Genomic DNA, 3,454 nt, shown 5'->3' with positions numbered 1-3,454 from the left:
CGTCGTGTTCCTTCCCAAATTCAAGGTCAGCGGCGCAATGGCGCCTAACCCGGCGGTCAAGCGGACTGACCTACAGCCAGCCGCTTACCTTGTTCGTTAGGCGTCTTAGGGACATGAACTCGCGGCTCCTCAATCAATACGAAGAGGTCACCTACTCGGCGCTGCAAAAGGCTTGCTTCTCGAACGGAGCCAAGGTGTTCCCCAAAGTACGCGTAGGAGATGTCTTTCCGCTTGCTGGAAGTGGCATCTCGCCTGAGCACTACTCCTATGGCCTCCGCGCTCACTTCGACTTCCTGGTCACGAACAGTGACTACATGCCACTTTTCAGTGTCGAGTTCGATGGCCCCGTTCACAAGACAAGCTCCATACAGAGGGCGCGAGATCGTCTGAAGAACGATCTCTGTGAGCGCTTCTCTCATGGTTTGCTTCGAGTCAACTCCAACTATCTGACGCGAAGGTATCGCGGCCTCGACTTGCTCAGCTACTTCGTGGATGCATGGTTCCTCGAAGAAGCGTTCTACGAGGCTCAGAAGAGCGGCTCGGTGCCTTACGACGAACCGTTCGACATGACCTTCTTCTTCACTGATGGCTCGGACTCAAGCAAGAAGTGGCCGTACTGGCTATCACTGGACATACAGCTTGCCCTTCAGAAACTACATAAGAGTGGTCAGATTGGCCAAATGGCTCCGTCTCATTACGTAGGCAAAGACACCGAAGGCAACTACCGGTGCCTAACTTGGGTCGTACTCGATAGAGCTAGTGTCGTCTATGCGACAACCGGCATGAGAGCGCAACTCTTCTCCGCCGTGGATAAGTCGGATCTGATCAGCATGATCGCAATGTTCGATCTTTATGAGAACATAAAGCGGGCACTAGCGGGAGACTTGAGCCTACTTTGTGATCGCCGTTCCTTCTTTGCAGATCGTCAACCCCGCTTCGAGCGAACCTATGGCATGGTCAGCGCAGCCAGTTGCGGGGCCACCGTATGAAGACGCCTAACCCCTCGCTCAAGCTGACCCGCTACGGCAGGCGCTGTAAGGCCGGGCTGAGGTACCCTGTACATCTTCTCAGCCCGGCCTTACAACACCAGCCTCCGCGGGCAGCTTAGCTCGAACGTTAGCCTGTTCACATTCCGGCCTGCACAGCCCATGCCTTTGCAAACCACCGCCACCCGTTCAAGCGCCTGTGCGCTGGTGGGCGGTCGCCGTGGCGGGCTTCGCCTGTTAGGGCCGTTGGGCTTTCAAGGCTTTTGGGGTGCTTGTGCTCATCCACCGGGCGCAGGTAGCTCTTTGTTCTGTAGCGCAGTGTCTAACTCTGCGCTCAAGCGGACCCGCATTCTGCGGGCCGCTTATCTTGTCCGTTAGCCTGTTCACATTCCTGCCTGCACAGCCCATGCCTTTGCAAACCACCGCCACCCATTCAAGCGCCTGTGCGCTGGTGCGCGGTCGCCGTGGTGGGCTTCGCCGGTTGGGGCCGTTGGGCTTTCAAGGCTTTTGGGGCGCTTGTGCTAGTCCACCGGGCGCAGGTCGCTCTCTTTTCTGTAGCGCAGTGTCTAACTCTGCGCTCAAGCGGACCCGCATTCTGCGGGCCGCTTATCTTGTCCGTGAGATCGCAAACCCACTCGATGTCCACCACTTTCACACTCACCGTCGCTGACTTCGCGCGCCTGCAGAAAGTAGTCGCCAAGCGCTTTCGCTCCAAGGCCGGGTTGTTCTCGCTGCAATTCGGTCTTCGCGTAACTGTTTGGCTATGCATCGGCCTTGCCGGCGCAGCCTACGCTCGGGTCATGCGCGAGTACCCGGAGATCTCGCAGCCACTCGGCACCGTGGCTGTCCTGCTGGTCCTTGCCCTCCTTGCCATCGTTGCTTTGCCGTACGTCGCTCAGGTTTCACTTCGCAAGTTCATGCTCGCGCCAAACGGAGCGTTCCTTTCTCCGCAAACTGTTTCCCTGTCAGCCGCTTCGGTGCATGTAAGTTCATCGACTGGCACAACGGAGGTGCCTTGGTCCGGCGTGCTTTTCCGAGCGGAAGACGAGGCTAACTACTATCTCTTCATCGATGGAATGCAGGCGCTCATACTTCCACGCGCAGCAATGGCTCCCTTCGTCGCTGAGCTTGAGCAATACACGGCGCACATCAAGAATGCGATCTAACCCTTCGGTCAAGCGGACTTGCCTCCGGCAAGCCGCTTACCTCAAACGTTAGCTTTCACGGAGCCGACCAGCCAAATGAGCTGCATTCTTCGAATATCAGGTGAATCATTGGACGTCGATGCGTTGCTCTCTGAAGTGCCCTTTGTTCCGCATCGGAAGTGGAAGAAGGGCGAGGCCCGAGTATTTAAAGATCAGGTACAACTCGACAGCGGAGCGAACTTCTTAGTAAGCGAAGCCGATATGGATGAATTTCCTCGCCAAGAGAGCGATGCCACTGACTTCTTGGAATTGAACGGCGACTTGGTTGCCAAAATGGCAATGTTTCCGGGCGTCAAAGAGTTGGTTTTTGATTTCGGTGTTTCATTACGCGCAGGAAGCGTAGCTCAGTTCTGCCGCTTGTCACCGAGGCTCATTCAGCTTGCCGCATCGGCTCGCATAGGGCTTGAGATTTCCCACTACGCGGTTAGCGACAATGATGAAAGCTAACCCACCCTTCAAGCGGACGCCTAACGGCGCCGCTTAAGTCAAACGTTAGCCTGTTCACATTCCGGCCGTTACAGCCCATGCCTTTGCAAACCATCGCCACCCGTTCAAGCGCCTGTGCGCTGAGACGCGGTCGCCGTGGCGGGCTTCGCTTGTTGGGGCTGTGGGGTGTTCAAGGCTTTGGGGGTGCTTGTGCTAGTCCACTGGGCGCAGGCGGCTCTCGTTTCTATAGTGCAGTGTCTAACTCTGCGCTCAAGCGGACCCGCATTCTGCGGGCCGCTTATCTTGTCCGTTAGCCGATGCATTCCTACCTATCCCGCTGGCACGTCCTCTTCGCTTGGCTCACCGCCTCAATGTTGCTGTTTTCTGCTACATGGGGTTCCATACCGGAAATAGGCGCGAATCCAATTCCTGGACTACAAAGCTTTTCATCAAATTTGTGGTTCGCCTGGCCTGCGTCTATGTATGCTTTATTGCTCGCAGCGGTGGTATCCAAGGATCGCGACTACACAGCAATCCAACTTAGAATATTTGCTGCATTTTCAGCATTGGTTTGGCTGGTTCTTGCCTTACTAGTGTCGCCTGGTGCGAGCATAGGTTTCGGCTTCATTTAGGGCTGGTTATTTCGTGAAGCAAAAAAACGTGGCTAACCCGGCAGTCAAGCTGACCCGCCAACGGCGGGCAGCTTACCTTGGCCGTTAGCCGCAGAAGATGAAGCTACCCCTATTCCAGAAAATGCAGATGCAATAAGCGAGATGAAATACATCTTCAATCCTCTCTACGATCTGCATCCCCTGCTGCCGATTGTTTGGCTCTTAC

At 55.8% G+C, this 3,454-nt stretch carries 3 protein-coding genes; all 3 read left to right on the top strand.

The window, feature by feature from the left end; translation table 11 throughout:
- Positions 1–113: 113 nt before the first annotated feature.
- The 3 genes from ABD866_RS10800 (at position 114) to ABD866_RS10790 (ending at position 2,638) form a co-directional block, all read left to right on the top strand.
- Positions 114–989: a DUF2726 domain-containing protein gene (locus ABD866_RS10800; RefSeq protein ID WP_345064553.1), complete on the top strand. Its 876-nt coding sequence runs from the start codon at positions 114–116 to the stop codon at positions 987–989.
- Positions 990–1,624: 635 nt separating this feature from the next.
- Positions 1,625–2,152 carry a YcxB family protein gene (locus tag ABD866_RS10795; RefSeq protein ID WP_345064550.1) on the top strand — a complete coding sequence of 176 codons (528 nt, stop codon included), beginning with the start codon at positions 1,625–1,627 and terminating at the stop codon, positions 2,150–2,152.
- Between the two features lie 75 nt (positions 2,153–2,227).
- On the top strand, positions 2,228–2,638 hold the full coding sequence (locus ABD866_RS10790; protein WP_345064547.1) for a hypothetical protein: 411 nt from the start codon (positions 2,228–2,230) through the stop codon (positions 2,636–2,638).
- Positions 2,639–3,454 lie beyond the last annotated feature (816 nt).

Origin of the sequence: Acidovorax lacteus (assembly GCF_039540375.1) — a bacterium.
Lineage (GTDB): Bacteria > Pseudomonadota > Gammaproteobacteria > Burkholderiales > Burkholderiaceae_C > Acidovorax_G > Acidovorax_G lacteus.
The sequence above is the reverse complement of the archived record's forward strand: the minus strand, read 5'-3'. Positions and strand labels throughout refer to the sequence as shown.